The organism is Symbiobacterium terraclitae (assembly GCF_017874315.1).
GTDB lineage: Bacteria > Bacillota > Sulfobacillia > Symbiobacteriales > Symbiobacteriaceae > Symbiobacterium > Symbiobacterium terraclitae.
Window position 1 is genome coordinate 14,197 of the sequence record NZ_JAGGLG010000016.1, and the last position, 22,821, is coordinate 37,017.

Sequence of the window (22,821 nt, forward strand, 5' to 3'; positions counted from 1 at the left end):
AGATCCTGCTCCTTCAGCGTCTCTTCAGTAAATCCGAGGCCGGTAGTTAGGATCCGGTTCGCATACACCCATGAAGCTGAGCGCCCGAGTGCCGTGCAGGGTCCCGGGATAGCAGAGAATGGTTGACACGCGCACTCCGCTGAGGTTCTCCAGGAGTGCGGACGTCCGGAAGACCGGGTAGAGGCTGCCCGCCCGAACAAGAACGGCCACGTCTCTGCTGGGATCCAGGTCCCGAAGCCGCTCCCGGACGAGGTGATCCAGGGGCACCTGGTTGGAAAGGATGTTATGAATTGTATCGACCGTAAGCTCCAAACCATACTCCCGTTCCGCATCGAAGAGGGCCTCGGGCGGAGTCGCGGCCTCGATAGCCTCCCACATCAGATCGGCCAGGTTGATGGTGTGCAGCGTCCTGCCCGTGCTGAGGTACAGATCGCGCCCCAAGAGCTCGATCTCCCGCCGGAGGGCCAGTTCCTCGGTAGGGTGGTACAGAAGAATCGCGAACGGCATGTCCGCGTAGTCGCTTATTGCGATCCGGTCGGCGAGCAGGTCAGGCTTCAGCCGGTTCTCAATGCGCTCCTTCAACGAGCCGCCGGACACAGGTTCGTAGGTCGTTCCAGGTCCAGTCAATGCGCCTGATCCCCCCCGCTGCTTCGTATTTCAGGCCCCCGGACTGATGGGCGGCCAGGAAGTACCGCTCCACCTGGTCTTCTTCCAGAAGAAAGACCTTCCAGTCCGGATGGCTGAAGATCTGGCTGGCGCCTACTCCGCGGTCGTGGAGGCTGTAAGCGACGTACAGGAATACCGGTTCGGACAGGGATACGAAGCGAAACTGCTTGCGGCCATGGCCTTCCAGGAGACCGAAGTCGCGACATGCCGCCAGGAGACCGCGGCCGGTCTTGGTGATGATGTTTTCGGACCAGGGTGGGTCGATCTGTCCCTGCCGGATCAAGCCACGTATGAACTCGGCGGCGTCGGTCACATCCAGGTGAACCCGTCCCTGGACGTAGAGTGGGAAGAGGTGTTGCGTGATGAAATCGTAGAGCAGGTCATCCACGAGGGCGGTCTGGTAGAGCATCAGCTGATGCAGGTCGCGCTCGGGAATCCCGGTTGCAATCAACTCATGAAGTAGATCGGCCACGGGCGGCGGAAACCGCCGGAAGAAGATGCGGGACAGAAAGTCCCGAACCCGGCTCCGCGAGGTCTTGCCGATGACGTTCTCCCGGATGACCCGTTCGGCAAAGTCCTTTGGGTCTGTACCGGGCTCCCACTCGCGCAACAGCGCCATACACTCGGCCACCATGGCGCCACCTTTCTGCATGTTGGCGGTGTAATGCCGCATCACAGCACCACCCGCAGGTAAGGGGCCACGAACTCCCCCGGAGCCGAGAACTGGTAGCCGGCAATCAAGAGGCCGAGGATCTCCGCACCCGTCCAGTCGGCCTCATGCGGAAGATCACCAACGCAGACCGACCGATTAGCCCGGGCCGCGGTGCGTCGGACACGCTCCACCAGATGGGGCGTGGTGAACTCGAGCTGAGTCAGCTGGGCGACGAGTTCCTCCCCCGATGGATTGCCAAGCTCGTCGATCCAGGCGTCGGGAGCGTCGAGCTTGGCCTGCGTATGCTTCTTCTGTAGGAGCAGGTCGGACAGTTTCCGATTCATCGCCTCACCCAGGTCGAAGAGGGTGATGGCTGGAATTGAGGGAATGCGGCGCCTGTGTTCTGCGGCTGCCCCCGAAATGGAAAGCTGGATGGCAGCCCAGGGGCCAGTGCGGGGAAACAGCCGCGAGAGGACTAAGCTACTGGCCTTGCCGTAGGTGTCCGTCTCCCACCATCCCATCCGGCTCTTCTCCCCGATGCGAGCGATAATCGCCTGAGCCGTTAGCCAGAGATCGAGCGACACTAAGAACCACCTTTTTCGACCGATACTTCATGAACCTGTTCGACAGTTGTGCACGATTGACCTTCTAGGGCGCCAACGTCTCAGTCGTGCTATATCGGGATCAAATCGAATACGTCAACCGAGACACCCTGGGTTCTTTGCGACCATGGTGACGGCGTTCGCCTCTTGACTGGTCTGGCTGCTCTACTCCTCATCGGATGGGTCGCCTCGCACAACTCCTCGACCAGTTCTTCAACCCCGGTCACCCGCTTGAACGACCGTGTCACCCACCCGACAGGCCGAACGGCACGCCTCATATCCTGAGATGCCCCCTTCGTAGGCTTGGCCATCTCAAACTCCTCCATCGGCGGAAACAGGTGCCGAGGCTCCCCCAGAAACTCCTTCTTGGGAAACCATCACGACGCACAGTGGTTTGCTAGCATACATTTTAGCAGAGGGCAGTGACGCCATGGTGTCACTGCCCACATTTACGTACGTTTATCCTATGAAGGATTTCCCACCCCTCTCCTGAACACTTACCCTCGTAGCACCCACGCAGGAGGTGATCCCCGTGCCCGGCTGGCAGTACCGGGAAGGCGCACTCGTCTACGAATCCCCCGGCGTCACTGTCACCCTCAACGCGCACACCGGCCCCGCGCCGGCCTACCGGCCCGACCTGCCGGAGGCCCTGCCCGGCTGTTCCCCCTTCCTCCTCTGGGAATGGGCCCAGTACCGGGTCACGTTGGCGCCGCCCCTTCCGGGCATCGCCCTCCACGTGGGCGACCAGGTCGTCCGGCCGGTCGCAGACGGCGTCTACCTCTTCCGCTACGAGAACGCCCTCGGCGCCTCCCGCATCCGCCTGGCCAGCGCGCCCGTCCCCGACCTCCCCGTGGAGGTCATCAGCCACAAGCTGGCCGGCGACGGCCTCGCCAGTTACCCCCGCCTCTACCGGGCCATGGTCCGGCAGGTCACGGGCGACCTCCTCACCCTCCCCTTCCACCTCACCGGCGCCACTGCCCACGCCACCCGCATCCACGACGGGCCGCCGTCGCCGCTCTTCACCCTCCACTTCCTCCGCCACCACGGCCGCACCCTCGCGGCGGCGCTGGAGGCCGTCGGCCGCAGCCCTCACCGGGTGCTCACCCGGGAGGAGCTGGTCCGCCCCGTCGCCATGGCCACCCGGCTGGACGGCGCCGCCCTCCGCTGGGGCCTCACCCACCCCGACAGCTGGGCGGTCACCGCCGGGGACGGCGGCTGGTTCCGCCTCGGCGGCCAGGCAGTCCTGCCCGAGCGGCTGCTGCAGCAGCGGGCCGAGGAGACCTTCGACACCCACGAGAACCGCTTCGTCCGCCACTTCCTCCTCTCCCTGCGGCAGGCGGTGGACGACGCCCTCACCCCGCTGGAAAGATATGGAGGCAGGCAGAGTCGCCTCCAGGCTGTCGGCACCGTTCAAACCGACCCTGTAGCTGCCCGCGAGGGCGTTCCCCAAGATGACAGCGCCGATCAGACCGTCCCCCGGGTTACCAGTGAGGGCGACCCCCAAGGTGACAGCGCTGGCCAGGCCGACCCCCGGGCTGCCGGTGCCCCTGAGAGCGATCGCCACGCCGACCTCGCCGTGCAGGGCGGCCCCCACGCTGATCGCAGCGGTCCGACTGATCTCCGGGCAGAGCTCACCACCCTGGCGCACCACCTGGACGAAGCCCTCGCCTGGCCCTGGTGGGACGAGGTGGGCGAGCTGGTTCACCTGCCCGAGCAGTCCACCGTGCTCCACGGCAAGGACGGCTACCGGGAGCTCTGGGCCCTCTACCCCGAGTTCCTGCTGGGCCGGTCCCCCTTCGGCTACGGCCTCGACCGGGCCATCGCCGCCCGGGACGTGGCCACCCTCTACGAGTACTGGTGCTTCTTCCGGCTCATCCGCGCCCTGGAGCCCGCGCTGGGCCCGGCGCGGCTGCGCCTGCGGGCAGACGAGACCGGCGGCCTCGACTGGCGCACGGCCGCCCGCTTCGGCGACGGGGGATGGCGCCTGGTCTTCAACCGGCCCGCCCGGGGCGGCCGGGAGAGCTATAGCCTCGGGCTCCGGCCGGACTTCACCCTCATCGGCCGCGCCGGCGTCGCCCTGGTGCTGGACGCCAAGTTCCGGGCGGACGCCCCCCGCCCGGACCTGGACGAGCCCGCCTGGGCGGAGGCGTCGCCCCAGGCGGCGGACCTCTACAAGATGCACACCTACCGTGACGCCCTGGGGGTACGGGCCGCGGTCGCCCTCTACCCGGGCGACCGGGCCGTGTTCTATGACCGGCGCACCCGCCGGCGGCGCACGGACCTGACGCTTCACGAGCTGATCTTCGGCGACTTCGAAGGGGTCGGGGCGCTCCCGCTCCGGCCCGAAGGAGGTAGTGAGCCGTGCCCGATTTCCTGACGGTCTGGCAGTCCGGTACCGCCCTGGAGGCCCCCGAGGCCATCGCCGTGGCCCGGCGCTTCACCCTGGACTGCGTGCGGGAGTTCCTGCGGCAGCGGGGGGTGGCGGAGGAACGCTGGCGCTCCATCGAACAGGGGGCGCTGAAGCGCTACCTGGTGAGCCCCGAGCGGGTCCGGTACTACGGCGAGACCCCGCAGTTCGAGGCAGACGGCATGGTGCTCTACTTCAAGGCCTTTTCCGGGGAGCGCTTCGGCCGCTACGAACGGGTGATGCTCTTCCGCCGCAACCAGGGCCCGATCGGCTTGGTGGTGCGCATCCCCCTGGAGACGCGGAATGACGTCCACTTCAGCCTCGGGCCGATCTACGCGGGGCTGCTCTGGTGGAGCACGGACCCCGGCGCCGACCGCTCCGGGATCCAGACCGCGCTGGCCGAGGCCTGGGGCGAGGAGCCCGCCTGGTTCGCGAAACAGGAGTGCGGCGAGCGCGCCATCCTCGGCTGGCGGGTCCGGCCGACCGAATGGGACGGCAGCAAGTCTGAGCTGGCGGTACGGATCGCCGGGCTGCTCACCGCCGGCGCCGCCGTGCTGGACCGCCTGCAACCGGACGAGTCCGCAACCGCCCGGAGCCTCCACGAGCGGCTCCTCCGCCGCGGCTACCGCTTCAGCCCCGAGCAGGTGGCCACCTTCTACGCCGCGCTTAAGGCCAAGGGCTTCGTCATCCTCTCCGGCCTCTCGGGCACCGGCAAGACCAAGCTGGCGCAGGAGTTCGCCGCCGCCCTGGGCCTGGACGACGACCACTTCCGGCTGGAGCCGGTGAAGCCCGACTGGCGGGACAACACGGGCCTGATGGGCTACTGGAACCCGGTGACGGGCGAGTACGTCACCACCGACTTCCTGCGCTTCCTCCTCGCCGCGGCCGAGGAATACGGCAGCGCCCGGATCCCCGTCCGCCCCTACATCGTGGTGCTGGACGAGATGAACCTGGCCCGCGTCGAGTACTACCTGGCGGACATCCTGAGCGTGCTCGAGTCCGGTCGCCGGGAAGACGGCTTCACCCGTGGCGAGATCTACCTCCACGGGCGGCCCGGTGATGTGCTGACCTCCGACGGCCTCCGGGTGCCCCCGCGCCTCCGGCTGCCGCCCAACCTCTACTTCGTGGGCACCGTCAACGTCGACGAGACCACCTTCGCGTTCAGCCCCAAGGTCCTGGACCGGGCGTTCACCATCGAGGTGAAAGACGTCGACCTGACGGACTATCCGCCCGAGGTGGAGCCCACCCCTGCGGGCGAGGACGGGGTGGACGAGGCGCTGCTCGCCGACTTCACCCGGCAGGGACGGTTCGCCCAGATCACCAAGGCCGACGTGGCCGCCTGGGGGCGCAGCCGCCGGGAGTACGTGGCCCTGCTGGACGAGCTCAACCAGGCCCTCCTCCCCCACGACCTGGGGTTCGGCTACCGGGTGGTGGACGAGATCCTGGCCTTCATGGGCGCCCTGCGGGAGTCGCCGCTTCAGGACGCCCTGTCCGAGGACGAGGCGTTTGACGCCGCCGTGATGATGAAGGTGCTGCCCAAGTTCCACGGGCCGCTGAACCGGGTGAAGGCCCCCTTGGAGGCGGTGATGGACTGGGCCGGCGAGCGGTTCAAGAAGACGCGGAAGAAGGCGGCGCAGATGCTGGAGCGGGCGAAGCTGGCCGGCCACACCCGGTTCGCATGAGCGCAACACGCCGCAAACGGTGCCCTGACCCATCAGGGCACCGTTTGCGCGTCACTCGTCCAGCGGCCGGACCTCGCCCGTCTCGTAGTCGTAGATCCCCATGCGGCTGATGCCCGGGATCGGCCGGATGTTGGCCGCCGGAAACCATACCTGCACGTCCGGCTGCTCCATCTGGCCCCTGCGCCGGCCGTAGTACCGCAGCCCCTCCTTCGGGTGGCAGAAGACCCGCTCCACCTCGAACTCCTGGTTGTCGTCGGTGACGATCCAGCCCACGCTACCGGGGACGATGACCCGCTCCCCCTCCAGTTCGCCCGCCGGCTCCGGCGAGCTGGCGAACAGCTCCAACGGCTCCGGTTCGCCCACGCAGTCCTCGGCGAGCTGCTGCAGCGCCTGCACGGTAGCGTCGAGGATCCCTTCGGGCGCTTCCACCCGGCCGCTGCGCAGGACGTGCATCGCCTCCGCCACCACCTCAGGCAGGACCCCCGGCTCCAGCAGCCGCCCGGTCAGGCGCAGGCTGCCGTAGGTCTGGTCATAGATCGCCAGGAAGGGCTCCCCCTCCTGGAAACCGGTCTGCGACTTCCAGTGTTTTCCTGTGCTGCTGTTTACCTCGCTGCGCTCAAACGGCACGACCAGGAGGAAGGCCTCCAGCAGCAGGTCCGCCAGAAGCTTCACTTGCACACCCGGGTGGGAGAGCACCGGGTGGCTCAGGATCACGCCGGTACTGGTGTAGTTGCGACCAAAGCTGGCCAGGTGCCAGTACTCGCAGGGGTACTTGACGGGCGGCAGCTTGTTCCCGCCCCGCCGCTCCGTGTACCCGAATACCCGCTCCGAAACGTACAGTTCGCATTCCACCGCCCGGAGTTCGCCCATGCGCACGGCGCGGTGAACGCCCTCCGGGGTCAGTTGAGGGGAGATCAGGACGGGCGGGCCGTAGGGGTCGGTGGTGTAATAGCGCTCCCGCTTTACCAGCACCTTCTTCTCCCGCTGGGACACTCGTACGACCCGGTAAGGCCGGGTAAGGTAGTAGTAAACCGCCCCGGGATAGGCCTCCCGCATCAGCTGGGCGCTGGACAGCGAACCCAGCCGGACGAGATCGCCGGTGCGCTGCTCCACCGTGTACTGGACCCCGACGTCCCTGAGGGGGAAGGCGTGCCACGGGTCATCCCCGCCGTCGGCCTTCAGGTTGTGCAGGTCCAACGGGACCTGCCCGGCGCGCTCGGCCTGGCAGAGCTCCAGGAACCCGGGCGGCCACGAACCGGTCACCCGCAGGGCGATCTCGCCTTCGCCCTCGACGTCCGTGCCGGTCAGGGTGTCGTACTCGCCGCCTCGGCTTGCGAAGCACAGGGCGTGGATGTACTGGATCCGGCGATTCTCCAGGTGGAGGACGGCTGGCAGGAGCGGCCGGTCGAACAACCGCTCGGGCTCATTGAAAACCAGCTCGTCGGCGAGGCCGCCGGCGTCGATCAGGACGATGGTGCCCGGGCCGTGCCGGCCCACCCGGCCGATGCGCTGCTGCAAGCTGGTGATCGTCTGGGGTATGCCCACGAGGATGACCATGTCCAGCCCCTGGATGTCCAGTCCCAACTCCAGGGCGCTGGTGCTGATGATACCCCGCAGGGTGCCCTCGCTGAGGCGGGACTGAATCGCCTCCCGGTCGGTCTCCTCATAACCGGATCGATAGGGGAGCACCGGCAGCCGTTCCAGGAGCCGGTCGGCAGAGGCGGCATCGCTCTTCCGCTCGGCTTCAGGTTCGCCGCTCTCTTCCCCGTCCGCCTCAGCCAGGTCCTCCTCCGGCTTGTTGAACCGGGCCCGCGCCAGGATGGTGGCCAGCTGCTCGGTCTGGCGTCGGCTGTCGACGAAGGTCAGGAAACGGTAAGGGGTCTCGTCCACGAAAGCCCGCAGCAGGTGCGGCAGGGCGGTATACAAGGACTGGCCAGTCGGCGGCCTCACCAGGTAAAGCTGCCGCTCATGCCTGGGAGAGGTGTCTGCCTGGTCGCCGATGACCCGCACCGTCCGGCCGAACAGCTCGGCGAGGTGCTGCTCTGGGTTGGCCACGGTGGCCGACGCCGCCACGAACTGGACCCGGTCGCCGCTAGCCAGGGTATGAGCAGCGTGCTGCAACCGCCGGAAGACATAAGCGGTGTTTGACCCGAAGACGCCGGTGTAGACGTGCACTTCATCCACGATCACCAGCCGCAGGGACGCCAGAAACCGCTGAACTCTGCGTGACGAGAGGCTGCTGAGCAGCCACGCGTGGATGATATCCGGGGTCATAAGCACGACCCGGCTGGAGGCGAGGATCCGCTCCCGCTGCTGCGGGTCCCTTACGCCACCGTCGATGCGACCCACCCTGGCCTCGATGCCCGCCCACTCCAGTTCCTTCTTCCAGCGGGACTCCTGCTCCCTGGCCAGCGCCTTCAACGGGTAGATGGCCAGGATACGTGCGCCGGGGTCCGCCGCCAGGCAGTCGACGCCGATGGCATAGAAGACCAGGCTCTTGCCGGAGGCGGTTCCGGTCGCCACGCACAGGTCCTCGCCCTCCAGGTAGGACTCTAGCGCCAGCCGCTGATGACAGTACACGCCCTCAGGGTACCGGTTCAGCAGGCGGTGAGTCTCCGGACGCAGCTGCAGGTCTGAGACGGGATAATACTCCGCTTTCCGCCCCGGCAGTTGCCGCTGGTGCTCCAGCGACCATCCGAGGCGCTGCAGTACGGATGTAATCACGGCAACCACTCCTCGCTGTGGGGCTTTCCCGCGCTCGCCGGACAGCGGCGACGGGGAGATTGCGGCCGGTCGCCGTTCAGTGTAAGGGGCGGGAGTGACAGCATAGTGTCACAGCGGGGCAAATCCAGGTGCCCGGATTCGCCCCGTAGCCCCGCAAGGACCTGCCCAGTCCGCGGATCAAGCTTCTTGCAGATGCCCGACAGCCCAGAATGTGGCCGCTCGCCCGGGCCAGGTCCGGCTGGAAGCTGGCCGCCAATCCCAGGGCGATTGAAGGAGGCCACCAAAAAACCGGGGCACCCCGCCGCGGGGGTGCCCCGGTACAAGCCGGCAGCGGTCATGCCGCCGGATCGGAAGAGCTCCCTTCCTCTTGTTCTTCCTGCTCTTCCTCCCCCTCGCCGACCGCGGTGCAGGAGACGACGACGGTGTCGGGATCCTCCAGCACCTTCACGCCGGGCGGAACAGAGAGGCTGGAGACGGTCACGGGCCCGGGCTCCGTCACCCCGAAGATGCTGAGCGTGATGGCCTCCGGAATCTCCGTGGGCCGGCACTCGATCTCCACCTCGTCCAACTCGTAGGTAACGACCAGGCTCCGGCGCTTCACCTGGTCCTCCCCCACGACGACGACGGGCACCTTGAGGGTGATGGTCCGGTGGATATCCACCTGCAGGAAGTCGACGTGGATCACCTGACCGGTCAGGATGTCTCGCTGAAGATCCTTGATCACCACCTGCCGGGGATTGGCTTCCCCTTCCACCTGAACGTTCATGAGGTGGCCGCGGCCGTGACGGTCGACAAGCCGCTCCAGTTGGGTTGAGCGCACGCTGACTGCCAGCGGGTCCACACCGGGACCGTAGATGATACCCGGCACGAACCCGGCCCGCCGCAGCCGCCGGCTCACCCGGGAACCGGTGCCCCGGGGTTTGGCCTCCAACTGCAACATTCTGCTCATCGGCGATCCCTCCTGTCCCAATGGTCTGTCAGGCGCTCCGGCTTGCCCGGAACACCCCTACATAAGTAAACACCGCTTCCCGCAGCCGTTCGGGAAGTACCCCTCCCCGGCCCACGTGGGCGGGCGTTGCGAAGGCCTCCAGAGCAGGGACAACGGCCCGACGAGGCAACTTCGCCGGGCCGTTTGCCGCAAACCGAGCGCCCCCCAACTCACTCCGTGACCGGCGAAAGCGGTACCCTCTCCGCCCGGCCGAATAGCCCGGCACGGAACTGAAGCTCCGCCCGGTCCAGGTTCAGCGACCCCGGCACCTCGAACGGGATGGTGGCCACGACGCTCAGTCCCGGGTTGAGCTGCTTCAGGAAGAGGCTCTCCGTCTGGTCGCTGAGCTCCATGGCATTAGCGGCTTCAATACTGTACTCGTACTCCGTCCCGTCGACCACCAACGTAAAAAAGGAGGTGTCCAGGGTAAACGCTTCTTTCTGCTTGTTCGTCACGTAAACGGTCACCAGGACGAACTTGGCTCCCCCGGCGGCCTCCTCCACGAAGAAGTCGCTGCCGACCGACTTCGCCGTGTCCACGTCCAGCACCGCGAAGCCCACATTCGATACAACCTTGCCCTTGTAGACGGTCCCCGTGGACTGATCGGTCACCTTGAGATTGAACTCGTCCGCTACCTTGGGCGCGGGCGAGGCGGGTGGCGCCGCGGGCTCGGTCGGGCGAGACGACGCTGAGGGCTCGGCCGAGGCTGCTGACGCCGCGGGTTCGCTTGCCGTAACCGGCTGCTGACCGGTCGTCTCTCGGGTGTCGCTCGCAGGTGCGACCGCCGCGCTCGTCGGCTGCGTCTCCGTGGTTGTTCCCTGTTGCTCATCGCGGCCCCCGCCAAGCTGCATGAGCAAGACCAGCGCGATCACCGTCGTCCACACGATGCGCCCGCTCAGTCGGGTCACCGGTGAAGTCCACAGGAGCACCAGCCCCACCGGGAAACAGAAGAGAAGCATGAGCACGACGAACCACTTCCGCTGGTACCACCTGACGACGGGCCGCTGCGGTTCGGCCGGCTGACCGTGCGTGGGCGGGACGGAGCCTGGCGCCTGCAGGTGAACACTCGACTGCTCGTTCATCTGGCATCCTCCTTACGGCGACCGCTTTTCCGGGTCGCCCTCCGGCAACAGGATCGCACAGGTCCGTGACAGCCGTCTGTCACTCCGCAGCAGCCTCAGGCACCTTCCACCCGACGCCCACGCCCCGCGCAGGTCGGTCGGCATGTCCACCGTTTGGGACAACCCTCCCGTCGCGCAGAGGCTGCAGCGGAGGAAGCGCGAGGGGTCCACGTTGCGCTATCGGGAAGTATGCAAATATGTCATAATGCACCTGACGACGATTTCGGCAGGTGAAGCCACTATTGAACCCGATCCCTTTCAACCTGAATGATCTCACCGACGAACAGCAACGCGTGGTGACCCATGCGGATGGGCCCGCGGTGGTCATCGCCTGCCCGGGAAGCGGCAAGACCCGCGCCCTGACCCAACGCATGGGTTATCTCGTCCACCGGGGCGTTCCGCCGGCGGCTATCCTGGGCATCACCTTCACCCGTGCGGCAGCCGCGGAGATGAAGGCTCGCCTAGCCCGGCTGATCCCGCCCGCCATGGCCCGCCAGGTCCGCCTCTTCACCTTCCACGGGCTGGCGTACCAGATCCTGAAGGCCGCCCGGGGGCGCCCGAACGTCCTGGACGAGCGCGCACAAAAGGCGATGGCCGGGCAGCTCTTGCGCGAGTTTGAACTGAATGCGGACCAACCGGCAGTCGAATGCCTGCTGACCGACTTCGCCTTTCTCGTTGGTGCGCAGATCCCGCTGGAGCAGTTCCGTCCCGGCTCCTGCGACCCCGAGCGGTTTCGCCAAATCTGGGACCGCTACGGCGAACTGAAGGCGGAACGTGGCCTCGTGGACTTCGACGACCTCATCGTGCTGGCGCGCGACCTTCTCCGGAACACCCCCGCCCACCGGCGGGCGCTGGTCGCGCGCATCCGGCACCTGCTCGTCGACGAGTTCCAGGACACCAACGCCCTGCAGTGGGAGTTCCTGCAGCTGCTGATCCCCGCCGGGGACAACCTCATGGTCGTGGGCGACGACGACCAGGCGATCTACGGCTGGCGCGGCGCCTCCCCCTCCTTCATGCTGGATTTCCCCCGGCGCTTTCCCGGCTGCGCCACGCTACGGCTCAGCCGGAACTTCCGCTCCACCGCCTCGATCATCGCGCCGGCGGCCAGGCTGATTGCGTTCAACACCCGCCGCTTTGCCAAGGAGTTCGTCGCCGAGCGGGCCCCGGCGCAGCCGCCCGGCTTCGTCCGGCCCGAGGACGCTGCGGACGAGGCCGACCGGATCACCGCCGCGATCCGGGAGCAGCTGGCGGCCGGGGCGGACCCAACGCAACTGGCCGTGCTCTACCGGACGCACCTCCTGGCCTATCCGCTGATGAACCGCCTGGACCGGGCGGGCATCCCCTACCGGGTGATCGGCGGACGGCCGAACCCCTTCACCCGCTGGATGGCCCGTGACGCCCTGGCCTACCTGCGCTGGGCCTACGGGGAGGCCAGCCTGGAGGAGATCGCCCGGGTGCTGCGGCGCCCGGCGCGACCCGGCATCCCGAAGGAGCTCGTGCAGGAGCTGCAGCAGGCCCACGTGGAGCCGGGGGCCGTGCTGGACTGGCTGGCCGACCGGGTCACCGCCGTCGGAGCCTACGAACTGCGCCGCCTCCGGAAACAGCTGCAGCGGCTGACGAAGACGCCGGCCGGCCAGGCGATCAGCTTCATCCGGGGTGAGATCGGCTACGACGAGTACATCCGGCAGTACTGCGGCTGGTCGGGGAGCGACCCGCAGGAGGCGGGCGAGGTGCTGAGTGCCCTGGAGCAGATCCCGGAGCCCGGCGAGAGCGCCAGGGTGTACATCGACCTGGCTTCGCAGGAGGAACTACGGGGGGACGCCGGCGACCTGAACACCGGGGACGCCCGTGCTCCGAACACGCCGGCGGTCACGCTAGCGTCCTTTCACGGCAGCAAGGGGCTGGAGTGGGAGCGGGTCTGGCTGCTCTCGGCGGTGGAGGGCGCGATCCCGCACCGGCTGACGCTCGAGGAGGGCAGCCCGATGGCGCTGGAGGAGGAGCGCCGGCTGTTCTACGTGGGCATGACCCGGGCGAAGGACGTGCTGACCATCAGCGCGCCGCGCAGGCTGCTGGGCGCCGATGCGACGCCGTCCCGCTTCGTGGTGGAGGCAGGCATCTGGACGCCGCCGCCTCCGCCTGCGCAGCGGTCGCCGCTACGCCGGCTATGGCAAGCGGCGGTGGCCCGACCCGAACTGGCTTCCCCGGCACCGCAGCACGCCCCGCTGCAGCCGGAGTACGCCCCTCCGGCGGCGGACGACGACCAACTGCCGCCGGTTCTCCCGAGGGAGAGTTACGTCCCCGGTACCGTGTGCTGGCACAAGCGGTTTGGGGAGGGCGTGATCCTTTGGGTGAACGCCGAGGGGGGCCTGGTGGAGATCGCGTTTCGGGGCATCGCGGAGCCGAAGCTGCTCGCGATCGATGCGTGCATTCAGGCGCAGCTGGTGCGGGTGGCGAAGGGGTGACCCCGACACGTCGCCACCAAGGGCCTTCGGAGCCGAACCGCAGTGCGGAGGGCCGGGGGATCAACCCCGCACCGCCGTCTCTCCCCCCAGCAGATGCAGTAGCCCGACGCCGCTCCTCGGCGTCGGGCTGCGCTGCTTACTGACTCACCTGATCCAACAACCGCTCCAGCATCGTGATCGCCTAGGCACGGGTCGTGCCGCTGAACGGCTGGAAGCTGCCATCCAAATAGCCTGGTCAAGCGCCCCGTCTGGCAGTCACCCACCGGGAGTCCACCCACGCAGGACTCTCCGGCGTCGGCGCGGTAATCACTCCAGGAGCGCCCGCTCCAACACGCCAGATGGAGGCATGCCCATGAACCAATGGCTCTACCTGCTGAGACCGGTGCGTCCCGAGCTGGCCACCAACCCCACCCCCGAGGAGGCGGCGGCGGTCGAACGCCACTTCCGGCGCCTGCAGAGCATGCTGGCCGAAGGCCGGCTGATCCTGGCCGGCCGTACCCTGGAAGACTTCCCCTTCGGCATCGTGGTCTTCGGGGCCGAGACGGAGGACGAGGCCCGAGCCATCATGGAGGGAGACCCCGCCGTGCAGGAGGGCGTCATGACGGCCACCCTGCACCCCTACCGGGTCGCCCTGATGCGCGGGACCTAACCGATGGCGATTCCGTTCGTGGTCGGTGTCGAACCAGATCTTGCCGTATGGTGGTTTGCCAACCCGTGCAAACTAGTACGGGCGCCCATCTGCGTGGGCGCCCGGGAGCCTGCAGACGCCGCCCCGTGATGGAGACGACGGCTGCCGTTTCTTCTGCGACTGCGGCCGCTAGATCTTAGCGGTGAGTGCTAGGCGGATCAGGAAGAGGATGACCCACAAGACGACTGCGGCATCAAGTTCGATGTACATCTTCACCGTGTAGCACCCCCTTTCGAGGGCACCGGCCGATCAGGCTCCTCTTCCAGTATATCCCACCGCGGGTCGGATTCCAATACCTGGAATCCGACCCGCGGTTCCCTTATGTCCCCGGCCCCGTCTGCGCCAGCCGCACAAACACCTGCTCCAGCCCGCCGCCGCCGGCGTAGTTCTCCCGCAGCTCCCGCGGCGTCCCCACCGCCACCAGCCGCCCGGCGCTCATCATCGCCAGCCGGTCACAGTGGGCCGCCTCGTCCATGTAGTGCGTGGTCACCAGCACCGTGGTGCCCCCGTCCGCCAGGCCGTAGATCAGGTCCCAGAACTTGCGGCGCGACATCGGGTCCACCCCCGAGGTGGCCTCGTCCAGCAGGAGCAGCGACGGCCGGTGGAGGATGGCGCAGGCGAACGCCAGCCGCTGCCGCAGGCCGCCGCCCAGGTCGCCGGCGACGGTCCGGCGGTGGTCCAGGAGGCCGGCCCATGCGAGCAGCTCCTCCTGCCGCGCGGCCAGGGCGTCGCCCGTGAGGCCGTAGACCCGGCCGAAGAAGGCCAGGTTCTCCGCCACCGTCAGGTCCCGGTAGAGGCTGAAGCGCTGCGACATGTAGCCCACCTGCTGCCGGATCGCCTCCGCGCCGGTGCGCAGGTCGTGGCCCAGCACCCGGCCGGTCCCGGCGGTGGGCGTGAGCGATCCGAGCAGCATGCGGATCAGGGTCGTCTTGCCGGCGCCGTTGGGGCCCAGCAGGCCCATCACCGTCCCCGATGGCACGGTGAGCGAGACCGAGTCCACCGCCGTGAAGCGACCGAAGCGCCGGGTGAGACCCTGCGTCTCGATGGCGTAGGTCATCGGGCTGGCACCTCCTCCCCTGCGCCCGTCAGCCAGAGGAAGACGTCCTCCAGGTCGGCGGGCACCTCCCTGAGTTCGTAGCCCGCAGGCGCCTCCAGCGGGGCGTCGGGGTCCAGCGCCACCCGGACCCCCTCGCCCAGGGGGACCGCCCAGCGGCAGCCTGGGAGCCCCTCTGCGGCCGCGGTCAACGCCGCACGGCTCGGGCGCTGCACGCCCGCAGGTGCCAGTTCGACGTAGCTCGGATGCTGTACCCCTGCAGGCTCCAGCACCGCGGGGCACGAGTCCTGTGCCTTCGCAGACGCCAGCTCCGCCTGGCTCGAGCACTCTGCCTCGGAAAACATCAGCTCGGTCTCGCCCCGGCGCTGCGCCCCCACAGTCGGCAGCTCCGTCAGGCTCGGCCGGGCCCCCCTTGCAGGCGTCAGCTCTGCCATCTTGTACGGCAGCCGCTGCTTCAGCTCAACAGCAGTCCCCGCGGCCAGGGCCCGCCCCTCGTGCAGCAGCAGCACCCGGTCGCAGTGCTCGGCCTCGTCCATGTACGGCGTGGTGACGAGCACGGCGCAGCCCTGCCGGGCCTGATCCCTGAGCAGCCGCCAGAACTCGACCCGGGCCACGGGGTCCACGGCCGTGGTCGGCTCGTCGAGGATGAGCACGGGCGGGCGGTGGATCACCGCGCAGACGAACGCCAGCTTCTGCCGCATGCCGCCCGAGAGGTCGCCGGCCCGCCGCCCGGTGAAGGGCAGGAGCCCCACCCAGTCCAGCAGCCGCCGGGCCTCGGAATCGACCGCGGGGCGCCTCATCCCGTAGAGCCGGGCGAAGAAGCGCAGGTTCTCCAGCACGGTCAGCTCGGGGTAGAGGCTGAACCGGCCGGTGAGGTACCCGACCCGGCCCCGGGATTCGGGCTCCACCTTCCCCGACGTGGGGGCGATGACCCCCGCCGCCAGCCGGGCCAGGGTGGTCTTGCCGGCGCCGTCCGGCCCCACCAGCCCCACCAGCTCGCCGGGGGCGACGGCGAGGCTGATCCCCTCCACGCCGCGCCGGCCGCCGAACCGCCGGGTGACGTCACGCATCCGGATGGCGAACTCCACCGGCTCCACCTCCTACGCGAGCCGCTTCTGGAACCGGACCGTCGCCAGGGCAACCACGACCACGGCGTATCCCGCCAGCACCACCGCCTGCGGCCAGAGCAGGTCGAGCCCCTGCCCCTTGATGAACATGCCCTGGGCGATGGGGACGAAGTGCGTGAAGGGCATCAGGTAGGCGATGAACTGGATGACCTTCGGCATCGAGTCCAGCGGGAAGATCAGGCCCGAGAGCAGGATCTGCGGCATCAGGGTGAACATCGAGAGCTGCATGGCCTGCTGCTGGTTCTGCGACACGGTGGAGATGAGCAGGCCCAGGCTCAGCGTGGTGAGCACGAGCAGGAGGCAGAGCAGGATAAAGAGCCAGAGGTTGCCGGCGAAGCTCAGGTCGAACAGGTAGAGCCCCGCCGCGAAGACCAGGGCGAAGTCCACGGCGCCCACGACCAGGTAGGGGAGCAGCTTGCCGAGCATCAGCTCCAGGGGCCGGATGGGGGTCACCACCAGCTGCTCCATCGTGCCGTACTCCCGCTCCCGCACCACGCCGAGGGCGGTCATCAGCGTGGTCATGAACATCACCACGAGGCCGAGCAGGCCGGGGATCATCACCGTGGCGGTCTTGAGGTCCGGGTTGTAGAGCGTGGTGACGACGGGGGTGAGCTGCAGCGGCGATGGTGCGGCGATCTCCAGCTGGTCCAGGTCGATGCCGGGCCCAGCGGCCAGCATCTGCTCCACCTGCGGCCGCAGCAAGGGCGGCACCCGGTCCAGCAGTTCGGCCTTGCGGGCCTCGGTCAGCTCCTGGATCTGCGCCTCGACCTCTGCCCGGGTGCGGGTGATGAGCTCATCCCGCAGCTCTTCCTGCGCCGGCTCCAGGGCGGAGGGCAGCAGCCGGGCAGCCGTCTGGGCGGCGAAGAGGCTCGCACCGTCGAGCAGGACCTGCAGTTGCGCCTCCTCCTCGTCTCCGTAGCCGGGCGGGATCAGGATGCCCATGGCGGCCTCGCCCCGGAAGATGGCCTCCCGGATGCCGGCCTCAGACGGCTCGGCCAGGTCGACCAGGACGAACCGGTCGTACTCCCGGATGGCCGCCGCGATGGTGGCGCCGGTCGCGGTGCCGCTCTCGTCCACGAGGGCGACCGCCACCTCCTGCACGTCGAAGCTGAAGGCGTAGCCGAAGAGGACGAGCCAGAGGATCGGGAGCACGACCATCATCGCCAGGGTCCGCCTGTCGCGCCGGATCTGGATGAACTCCTTCTGCGCCAGGGCCAGGATGCGCTGAAGCATGCGCGGTCGCCTCCTCCACTAGCGGTTGGGCATGAGGCCAGGGAGCGTGATCTCCAGAAGCGCATCGACCACCGCGTCGTTCTCGATGCCCTGCATGAAGGGGATCTGGAGCAGGTCCCGCAGCACGACGGCCGACATGATGGGGCCCTGGAGCAGCATGAACGCGAGCCGGGGATCGACGGGCCGGATCTGCCCCGCCGCGATGGCGTGCATGATGAAGGGCGTCAGCATCTCCAGGATGGCGGCGGTCTGGTCGATCCAGGCCTGGCGGATCTCCGGGCGCCGCGGCCCCTCGGCCAGGACGATCTTCAGCACCATCTGCGACTTCCCGTCGGTGAAGAAGTCCATGGCCCGCCGGAGGAGCTCCCGCAGGCTCTCCAGGCCCCGGTCCGCCCGCGTCAGGTCGGCGACCGTGGGGACGAACGTGCCGACGTGCTCACGCACGGCCGCCCGGAACAGCTCCTCCTTGTTCGGGAAGTAGTAGTAGAGCGCTGCGGCCGTGACCCCGGCGGCCCGGGCGATCTCGGCGTTGGTGGCGGCTTCGAACCCCTTCGCGGCGAAGAGGCGCAGGGCGGCGTCGAGGATTTCAGCGCGGCGGTCCGGCGGGGGGTTCTTCGGACGGGGCGCCATCGGTCTCGCCTCCTTACTTACTGATCGGTTAGTTAATATGTACACCCTGCCGGGTCTGGTTGTCAAGGGCGTGCAGAGGGAAGTTCCCCGGCAGGCCTGCCGACCTCGACCCGGCCGGTGGCACCCGATGGCGCTCACCCCGGCCGTCCGGTCTGCCATGACGACTTCGCGCTAGACCATTGGGGCACCCGAAAATGGGTCATTTCGCCAAGAGGATCTCTTGTGTTCGAAACGAACACAATGTGTGCGCATCAACCACATATCACACCCACACTCCACAGAGAGGTGACCGTTCTGAACACCCGCGAGCGGCGCAAGAAGATCCTGGACTGGCTCCGGCAGCGCGGACAGGTCCAGGTGCGCGCGATGGCCCAGCAGTTCAGCGTCTCTGAGATGACCATCCGCCGCGACCTGGAGCACCTGGCCAGGGAGGGCCACCTGGTGCGCACGTACGGCGGGGCGGCGCTGGCCGGCGGCCTGATCCCCGAACTCCCCTACGCGGCCAAGGCCGCGGAGCACACGGAGGAGAAGCGGCGCATCGCCCGCTGCGCGGCCTCGCTGGTCCAGGAGGGCGACGTGATCCTGCTGGACGCCGGCTCCACCACCGCGGAGATCGCCCGCTGCCTGAAGGGGCGCTCGGGCATCACGGTGGTCACCTGCGACCTGAAGATCGCCATGGAGCTCTGCGACGAGCAGGGGATCCGCGTGCTGGTCACGGGCGGGACGGCCATGCCCCAGGTCTACAACCTCCTGGGTCCCATCGCCGAGCAGACCCTGCGGGCCCTCACCGTCAACCTGGCCTTCGTGGGCACCTCGGCGGCCGACGTGGAGTACGGCCTCACCACGCCCACCCTGGAGAAGGTGCCGCTGAAGCAGGCCATCATCCGGGCCGGGCAGCGCAGCGTGCTGGTGGCCGACGCCTCCAAGTTCTCCCGCCGCTCCACGTTCCAGATCTGCGAGCTCTCGGCGTTCTCCATGATCATCTCGGACCGCTCCCTGCCCCAGCACGTCGCGGATGCCATACGGAAAGGAGGAGTTCCGCTTGAACTCGTCTGAGCCCCGCCCCCTGCTCGGCGTCATCGCCGACGACCTGACCGGCGCCAACGCCACCGGCGTCCTCCTCGCCCGCCGCGGCTACCGGACGGCCTCGCTGACCGAGCTCCGGTGGCCCGAGGCCTCGCTGGACGAGCACGCCTGCGTCGTCATCAACACCGAGTCCCGGGCGGTGCCCGCCGCCGTGGCCCGGGAGCGCGTGGCCACCGCCGCGCGGCTCCTGCTCCTGCACGGCCGCCGGCCCTACGGCAAGCGGATCGACAGCACCCTCAGGGGAAACCTCGGACCCGAGCTGGAGGCAGTCCTCACCGCGCTGGGCCCCGGCTCCGTCGCGGTCGTGACGGGCGCCTTCCCGGCCAGCGGCCGCCGGACGGTGGACGGGATCCACTACGTGAACGGCGTGCGGCTGGCCGAAACCGCCGTGCGGAACGACCCCCTCTGCCCGGTGACCGAGTCCCACGTGCCCACGCTGCTCCGGGGGCAGACCGCCCTGCGGGTGGGTGAGCTGCGGCTGACGACCGTCCGCGGGGGCGCCGGCGCCGTGGCCGCGGCCATCGCCGCCATGGCCCGGGAAGGGGTCCGGCTCCTCTGCGCCGACGCCGAGACCGACCTGGACATCCTGGCTCTCGGACAGGGAATGGCGCAGAGCGGCGTGGTCTGCGTCGCCGCCGACCCCGGGCCGCTGACGGCCGCCTACGCCGCCGCCGTCAACCCCGCGTCCCCCCGGCGCCGGGTCCTGGTGGTAGCCGGCAGCGTCACCCCGCTCTCCCGTGAGCAGCTGGACGCCCTCGAGGCCGAGACCGGCGCCCGCCTGGTCGTCGTGGATGCCGCGGCCCTGGGCCAGGGCGGCCAGGCCGCGGCGTCCGAGATCAACCGTGCCGTGGACCGCCTGGCCGAGGCCGACCCGGCGCTGCCGGTGGTGGGGGTGCGCACATCCACGGTCCTCGCCGGCACCGACAGCGCGGTGGCCGCGCGGATCGCCGCCGGCTTCGCCGAGATCGCGGCGCAGGCCCTGGACCGCCTGCCCGGCGGCGCGGGGCTCTACACCAGCGGCGGTGACATCACGCTGGCGGTCTGCCGCCGGCTCGGGGCGGGCGCCATCGAGCTGAAGGCGGAGGTCCTGCCCCTGGCCGTCCACGGCCACCTGGTGGGCGGGCTGCGCCCCGGCGTCTCCATCGTGACCAAGGGCGGGCTGGTCGGCGACCGCATGGCCGCCGTCACCTGCGTCCGACACATCCTGAACGCCCAATAACATCCCCCGGGGAGGAAACGAACTTGCACAACCGTCCTCTGATCGGCATCACCATGGGCGACCCCGCCTCCATCGGGCCGGAGATCGTCGCCAAGTCCCTGGCCAACCCCGAGCTGTACGCCCTCTGCCGTCCCCTGGTGATCGGCGACGCCCGGGTGATGGCCCGCGCCTTCGCCACCACCGGCGTCAACCTGGCCGTCCGCATGGTCGCATCCCCGGCCGAGGGGCGTTACGAACACGGCACCATCGACCTGATCGACCTGCACAACGTGGACGTGGACACGCTGGCCTGGGGCCGCGTGCAGGCGCAGGCCGGGCGGGCCGCCTTCGACTACATCGTGCGCTCGATCGAGCTGGCCAAGGCCGGCGCGATCGACGCCGTTACCACCGCCCCGATCAACAAGGAGGCGCTGAAGGCCGCCGGGATCGACTTCATCGGCCACACCGAGATCTACGGCGACCTGACGGGCACCGAAGACCCGCTGACCCTGTTCGAGACCAAGGGGCTCCGGATCTTCTTCCTCACCCGCCACGTCTCGCTGGCCCAGGCCTGCCGGATGATCACGCGGGCGCGCACGCTCGACTACCTCCGCCGCTGCAGCAGGGCGCTGGAGCAGCTCGGGGTGAGCAAGCCCCGTCTGGCCGTGGCGGCGCTCAACCCCCACGCCGGCGAGCACGGCCTCTTCGGCGACGAGGAGGTCCGGGAGCTGGAGCCCGCCATCGCCGACGCCCGGGCCGAGGGCATCGACGCCAGCGGGCCCCACCCCGCCGACTCGGTCTTCTGGCACGCCGCCCGGGGCCGGTTCGACGCCGTGCTCAGCCTCTACCACGACCAGGGGCACATCGCCGCCAAGATGTACGACTTCGAGCGGACGGTCTCCATCACCGCCGGCCTGCCCTTCCTGCGCACCTCGGTGGACCACGGCACCGCCTTCGACATCGCCGGCACCGGCCAGGCCAGCGCGGTCAGCATGGAGGAGGCCATCCGCGTGGCCGCCCGCTACGCGGCGTCGTTCCGCCGCTCCCGGTAATCCGGGGGAGTACCCCGTCAGCATAGAGACCACATCTGCCAGAGGAGGTCGCAGCACATGCCAGAGGTCTCGGGTTCCCAGATGCTCATCGGCCTGGTGATCGGCATCGCACTGCTGGTGATCCTGATCCTGCGGACCAAGATCCACGCGTTCCCGGCCATGATCATCGCAGCATCTGTCATCGGCCTCGTGGGCGGCATGGACCCCATCGCCGTCAGCAAGTCCATCACCACCGCCTTCGGCAACACGCTGGGCAGCATCGGCCTGGTGATCGGCTTCGGCGTCATGATGGGCCGCATCCTCGAGGTGTCGGGCGCCGCGGAGCGGATGGCCTCATTCTTCCTCAAGTACCTGGGCCGCCGGCACCCTGAGTGGGCCCTGGCGCTGACGGGCTACTTCACCTCCATCCCCATCTTCTGCGACTCGGGCTTCGTCGTGCTGAGCCCCCTGGCCAAGGCGCTCTCCCGCCAGAGCCGCAAGTCGGTGCTGACGCTGGGCGTGTCGCTGGCTATCGGCCTGGTGGCCACCCACCACCTGGTGCCGCCGACCCCGGGGCCCCTGGGCACCGCCGGCATCTTCCAGGCGGACATCGGCAAGATGGTCCTCTGGGGCATCGTCTTCGCCATCCCGGTCATGGCCGTGGGCATCGCCTACGCCACCTGGCTCGGCCGCCGCATCTACCAGCTGCCCACGGAGGACGGCGAGGGCTGGGAGCGCAAGGAGTGGCGGCCCGAGCTGGAGGCGGCCATCGAGATCGCCGACCGGCCTGACCTGCCGGGCACCGGCCTCTCCTTCGCCCCCATCCTGGTGCCGATCGTCCTGATCCTCTTCAACACGGTCCTCTCGGCCCTGAAGGCCACCGGCACGTGGGCCACGGTCCTGATCTTCCTGGGCCAGCCGATCATCGCCGTCCTCATCGGCCTCCTGATCGCCATCTACGGCCTGGGCGCCAAGATCGCACGCAAGGACATCCTCAGGGAGATGGAGAAGGGCGTGCAGTCGGCCGGCATCATCCTGCTGGTCACCGGCGCCGGCGGCGCCCTGGGCCAGATCCTGCGCGACAGCGGCACCGGCGACTGCCTCGCCCAGGCCATCGCCGGCACCGCCCTTCCCGCCATCCTGCTGCCCTTCATCGTCGCCACCTGCGTCCGCCTGATCCAGGGCTCCGGCACGGTCGCGATGCTCACGGCCGCCTCCATCACCGCGCCGATCCTGGCCAACCTCGGCGTCAACCCGGTCTTCGCCGCCCAGTCGGCCTCCATGGGCGCCTTCGTGTTCAGCTACTTCAACGACTCCTTCTACTGGGTGGTCAACCGCCTGCAGGGCATCGAGGACGTGAGGGAGCAGATCATGACCTGGTCTGTGCCCACCACCCTCGCCTGGCTCACCTCGGGCATCATGCTGGTGATCGTAAACGGGATCTTCGGCTAGGCGATGGGGTAACCAAAA

General features: G+C 68.7%; 18 protein-coding genes. 8 read left to right on the forward strand and 10 right to left on the reverse strand.

The annotated features are described in order from the left end of the window. Nucleotides 1-24 precede the first annotated feature (24 nt). The 3 genes from J2Z79_RS10305 to J2Z79_RS10315 are packed head-to-tail and all read right to left on the reverse strand — an operon-like array spanning nt 25 to nt 1,902. Nucleotides 25-582: a BREX protein BrxB domain-containing protein gene (locus tag J2Z79_RS10305; protein ID WP_209466798.1), complete on the reverse strand. Its 558-nt coding sequence runs from the start codon at nt 580-582 to the stop codon at nt 25-27. Further along, the gene (locus J2Z79_RS10310; RefSeq protein ID WP_209466799.1) at nt 566-1,339 is read right to left on the reverse strand and encodes a BrxA family protein; all 774 of its coding nucleotides are present in this window, start codon (nt 1,337-1,339) and stop codon (nt 566-568) included. Before J2Z79_RS10310 ends, J2Z79_RS10305 begins: the two co-directional genes overlap by 17 nt. Next, on the reverse strand, nt 1,339-1,902 hold the full coding sequence (locus J2Z79_RS10315) for a BrxE family protein (protein ID WP_209466800.1): 564 nt from the start codon (nt 1,900-1,902) through the stop codon (nt 1,339-1,341). The genes J2Z79_RS10310 and J2Z79_RS10315 overlap by 1 nt, the downstream gene beginning before the upstream one ends. Before the next feature lie 550 nt (nt 1,903-2,452). Between J2Z79_RS10315 and J2Z79_RS10320 the strand changes: the two genes are divergently transcribed. Both J2Z79_RS10320 and J2Z79_RS10325 read left to right on the forward strand, forming a co-directional pair. Next, nucleotides 2,453-4,297 (forward strand): DUF2357 domain-containing protein, encoded by a 1,845-nt coding sequence (locus J2Z79_RS10320; protein WP_209466801.1) that lies wholly within the window; start codon nt 2,453-2,455, stop codon nt 4,295-4,297. Next, a complete protein-coding gene (locus tag J2Z79_RS10325; protein WP_209466802.1) occupies nt 4,282-6,009 on the forward strand; it encodes an McrB family protein in 1,728 nt (575 codons plus the stop codon). The genes J2Z79_RS10320 and J2Z79_RS10325 overlap by 16 nt, the downstream gene beginning before the upstream one ends. Nucleotides 6,010-6,060: 51 nt before the next feature. On the opposite strand, the gene J2Z79_RS10330 is transcribed toward J2Z79_RS10325, so the two are convergent. From J2Z79_RS10330 to J2Z79_RS10340, 3 genes are all read right to left on the reverse strand, one after another. Beyond that, nucleotides 6,061-8,733, reverse strand: a complete 2,673-nt coding sequence (locus tag J2Z79_RS10330) for a DEAD/DEAH box helicase (RefSeq protein WP_209466803.1) — start codon at nt 8,731-8,733, stop codon at nt 6,061-6,063. 334 nt (nt 8,734-9,067) lie between these two features. Next, nucleotides 9,068-9,682, reverse strand: coding sequence for a 50S ribosomal protein L25 (locus J2Z79_RS10335; RefSeq protein ID WP_209466804.1), 615 nt, complete (start codon nt 9,680-9,682; stop codon nt 9,068-9,070). Nucleotides 9,683-9,891: 209 nt separating this feature from the next. After that, complete coding sequence (locus J2Z79_RS10340; protein ID WP_209466805.1) at nt 9,892-10,803, reverse strand: DUF4352 domain-containing protein; 912 nt, start codon at nt 10,801-10,803, stop codon at nt 9,892-9,894. A gap of 281 nt (nt 10,804-11,084) precedes the next feature. Here J2Z79_RS10340 and J2Z79_RS10345 point away from each other — a divergent pair, with 281 nt between their 5' ends. Further along, nucleotides 11,085-13,304, forward strand: a complete 2,220-nt coding sequence (locus tag J2Z79_RS10345) for an ATP-dependent helicase (RefSeq protein ID WP_209466806.1) — start codon at nt 11,085-11,087, stop codon at nt 13,302-13,304. 352 nt (nt 13,305-13,656) lie between these two features. Beyond that, nucleotides 13,657-13,953 (forward strand): YciI family protein, encoded by a 297-nt coding sequence (locus J2Z79_RS10350; protein WP_209466807.1) that lies wholly within the window; start codon nt 13,657-13,659, stop codon nt 13,951-13,953. 358 nt (nt 13,954-14,311) lie between these two features. Here J2Z79_RS10350 and J2Z79_RS10355 read toward each other — a convergent pair whose 3' ends face one another. From J2Z79_RS10355 to J2Z79_RS10370, 4 genes are read right to left on the reverse strand one after another with little or no spacing between them, the layout of a single operon-like run. Continuing rightward, the gene (locus J2Z79_RS10355) at nt 14,312-15,049 is read right to left on the reverse strand and encodes an ABC transporter ATP-binding protein (protein WP_209466808.1); all 738 of its coding nucleotides are present in this window, start codon (nt 15,047-15,049) and stop codon (nt 14,312-14,314) included. Then, a complete protein-coding gene (locus J2Z79_RS10360) occupies nt 15,046-16,134 on the reverse strand; it encodes an ABC transporter ATP-binding protein (protein ID WP_209466809.1) in 1,089 nt (362 codons plus the stop codon). The genes J2Z79_RS10355 and J2Z79_RS10360 overlap by 4 nt, the downstream gene beginning before the upstream one ends. A 12-nt stretch (nt 16,135-16,146) precedes the next feature. Then, nucleotides 16,147-17,406: an ABC transporter permease gene (locus J2Z79_RS10365; RefSeq protein ID WP_209466810.1), complete on the reverse strand. Its 1,260-nt coding sequence runs from the start codon at nt 17,404-17,406 to the stop codon at nt 16,147-16,149. An 18-nt stretch (nt 17,407-17,424) separates the two neighbouring features. Beyond that, nucleotides 17,425-18,036 carry a TetR/AcrR family transcriptional regulator gene (locus tag J2Z79_RS10370; protein ID WP_209466811.1) on the reverse strand — a complete coding sequence of 204 codons (612 nt, stop codon included), beginning with the start codon at nt 18,034-18,036 and terminating at the stop codon, nt 17,425-17,427. Nucleotides 18,037-18,321: 285 nt separating this feature from the next. On the opposite strand from J2Z79_RS10370, the gene J2Z79_RS10375 reads away from it, so the two are divergent. Genes J2Z79_RS10375 through J2Z79_RS10390 form a run of 4 tightly spaced genes read left to right on the forward strand, consistent with a single transcriptional unit; the run spans nt 18,322 to nt 22,803 of the window. Further along, complete coding sequence (locus J2Z79_RS10375; protein WP_209466812.1) at nt 18,322-19,092, forward strand: DeoR/GlpR family DNA-binding transcription regulator; 771 nt, start codon at nt 18,322-18,324, stop codon at nt 19,090-19,092. After that, nucleotides 19,079-20,341 (forward strand): four-carbon acid sugar kinase family protein, encoded by a 1,263-nt coding sequence (locus J2Z79_RS10380; protein WP_209466813.1) that lies wholly within the window; start codon nt 19,079-19,081, stop codon nt 20,339-20,341. The genes J2Z79_RS10375 and J2Z79_RS10380 overlap by 14 nt, the downstream gene beginning before the upstream one ends. Before the next feature lie 23 nt (nt 20,342-20,364). After that, nucleotides 20,365-21,372, forward strand: a complete 1,008-nt coding sequence (gene pdxA / locus J2Z79_RS10385; RefSeq protein ID WP_209466814.1) for a 4-hydroxythreonine-4-phosphate dehydrogenase PdxA — start codon at nt 20,365-20,367, stop codon at nt 21,370-21,372. A gap of 57 nt (nt 21,373-21,429) precedes the next feature. Then, nucleotides 21,430-22,803 (forward strand): GntP family permease, encoded by a 1,374-nt coding sequence (locus tag J2Z79_RS10390; RefSeq protein WP_209466815.1) that lies wholly within the window; start codon nt 21,430-21,432, stop codon nt 22,801-22,803. The last annotated feature ends 18 nt before the right edge of the window (nt 22,804-22,821 follow it).

What these genes read in the sequence shown, in the direction of transcription:
- J2Z79_RS10355 (WP_209466808.1), bottom strand. Translation starts at nt 15,049, where the DNA reads ATGACCTACGCCATCGAGACGCAGGGTCTCACCCGGCGCTTCGGTCGC.
- J2Z79_RS10340 (WP_209466805.1), bottom strand. Translation starts at nt 10,803, where the DNA reads ATGAACGAGCAGTCGAGTGTTCACCTGCAGGCGCCAGGCTCCGTCCCG.
- J2Z79_RS10370 (WP_209466811.1), bottom strand. Translation starts at nt 18,036, where the DNA reads ATGGCGCCCCGTCCGAAGAACCCCCCGCCGGACCGCCGCGCTGAAATC.
- J2Z79_RS10310 (WP_209466799.1), bottom strand. Translation starts at nt 1,339, where the DNA reads ATGCGGCATTACACCGCCAACATGCAGAAAGGTGGCGCCATGGTGGCC.
- J2Z79_RS10350 (WP_209466807.1), top strand. Translation starts at nt 13,657, where the DNA reads ATGAACCAATGGCTCTACCTGCTGAGACCGGTGCGTCCCGAGCTGGCC.
- J2Z79_RS10365 (WP_209466810.1), bottom strand. Translation starts at nt 17,406, where the DNA reads ATGCTTCAGCGCATCCTGGCCCTGGCGCAGAAGGAGTTCATCCAGATC.
- J2Z79_RS10390 (WP_209466815.1), top strand. Translation starts at nt 21,430, where the DNA reads ATGCCAGAGGTCTCGGGTTCCCAGATGCTCATCGGCCTGGTGATCGGC.
- J2Z79_RS10335 (WP_209466804.1), bottom strand. Translation starts at nt 9,682, where the DNA reads ATGAGCAGAATGTTGCAGTTGGAGGCCAAACCCCGGGGCACCGGTTCC.